Genomic DNA, 1,897 nt, shown 5'->3' with positions numbered 1-1,897 from the left:
CTTTGAGAACTACACAGTGGACGCGAGCATCTTAGATTCACGGCTTCGGTCGTGGATCGACAAGATTCGCATGGCGCGGCTTTCGGGCTGCGGTCATGCAAATCATTGGATCTGCAACTTTTCGAGTTGTAGTTTCTTAACTCATGTGATTAGCAAGTTCATAAGAGCAAACGGTGAATGCCTTGGCATCTGGAGCCGAAGAAGGACGTCGTAATCTGCGATAAGCCTCGGGGAGCTGATAAACGAGCTGTGATCCGAGGATTTCCGAATGGGGAAACCCCGCCAGGCCCCTTGTGGTGACCTGGTGACTCCCGCCTGAATATATAGGGCGGGTAGAGGGAACGTGGGGAAGTGAAACATCTCAGTACCCACAGGAAGAGAAAACAACAGTGATTCCGTCAGTAGTGGCGAGCGAACGCGGAAGAGGCTAAACCGAGTCATGTGTGATACCCGGCAGGGGTTGCATGGCCGGGGTTGTGGGACTTTTCGTTCCGGTCTGCCGGCCGGTGAACGTTACAGCGCATCATAGACGAACAGGTTTGAACGCCTGGCCAGAGCGGGTGCGAGCCCCGTAGTCGAAATGGTGTTATGGCGTGAAGAGTATCCCAAGTAGCACGGGGCCCGAGAAATCCCGTGTGAATCTGTCAGGACCACCTGATAAGCCTAAATACTCCCAGATGACCGATAGCGGACAAGTACCGTGAGGGAAAGGTGAAAAGTACCCCGGGAGGGGAGTGAAATAGTACCTGAAACCGTTTGCTTACAAACCGTCGGAGCCTCCTTGTAGGGGTGACGGCGTGCCTTTTGAAGAATGAGCCTGCGAGTTAGTGCTCTGTGGCGAGGTTAACCCGTGTGGGGCAGCCGTAGCGAAAGCGAGTCCGAATAGGGCGATTCAGTCGCAGGGTCTAGACCCGAAGCGAAGTGATCTATCCATGGCCAGGTTGAAGCGACGGTAAGACGTCGTGGAGGACCGAACCCACTTCAGTTGAAAATGGAGGGGATGAGCTGTGGATAGGGGTGAAAGGCCAATCAAACTTCGTGATAGCTGGTTCTCTCCGAAATGCATTTAGGTGCAGCGTTGCGTGTTTCTTGCCGGAGGTAGAGCTACTGGATGGCCGATGGGGCCCAAAAGCTTACTGACGTCAGCCAAACTCCGAATGCCGGTAAGTGAGAGCGCAGCAGTGAGACTGTGGGGGATAAGCTTCATAGTCGAGAGGGAAACAACCCAGACCACCAACTAAGGTCCCTAAGCGCGTGCTAAGTGGGAAAGGATGTGGAGTTGCACAGACAACCAGGAGGTTGGCTTAGAAGCAGCCACCCTTGAAAGAGTGCGTAATAGCTCACTGGTCAAGTGATTCCGCGCCGACAATGTAACGGGGCTCAAGCACGCCACCGAAGTTGTGGCATTGACATTAGTGGTAGGCCTTCGTGGTCCAGCCGTGTTGATGGGTAGGAGAGCGTCGTGTGGCGAGTGAAGCGGCGGTGTGAACCAGCCGTGGATGCCACACGAGTGAGAATGCAGGCATGAGTAGCGAAAGACGGGTGAGAAACCCGTCCTCCGGAAGACCAAGGGTTCCAGGGTCAAGCTAATCTTCCCTGGGTAAGTCGGGACCTAAGGCGAGGCCGACAGGCGTAGTCGATGGACAACGGGTTGATATTCCCGTACCGGCGAAGAACCGCCCAAGACAATCCAGTAGTGCTAAGTATCTGAATCCCTTTGATGGATCCCTTCGGGGTGAAGCGTTGGGCCTAGCGTACGACCCCGTGCTGGTGCGTTTAGCGTATTAACAGGTGTGACGCAGGAAGGTAGCCGAGCCGGGCGATGGTTGTCCCGGTCTAAGGATGTAGGGCGAACGATAGGCAAATCCGTCGTTCATATAGCCTGAGATCTGATGGG

The 1,897-nt window shown here is 54.8% G+C and carries 1 rRNA gene; it reads left to right on the top strand.

Annotation, left to right across the window (positions count from 1 at the left end):
* Window positions 1-150: 150 nt before the first annotated feature.
* Window positions 151-1,897: ribosomal RNA gene (locus C5C82_RS16865) — 23S ribosomal RNA — on the top strand; the annotation flags it as partial.

Origin of the sequence: Rathayibacter sp. AY1D5 (genome assembly GCF_002932515.1) — a bacterium.
GTDB lineage: Bacteria > Actinomycetota > Actinomycetes > Actinomycetales > Microbacteriaceae > Rathayibacter.
This window is presented reverse-complemented; position numbering and strand designations above follow the sequence as displayed.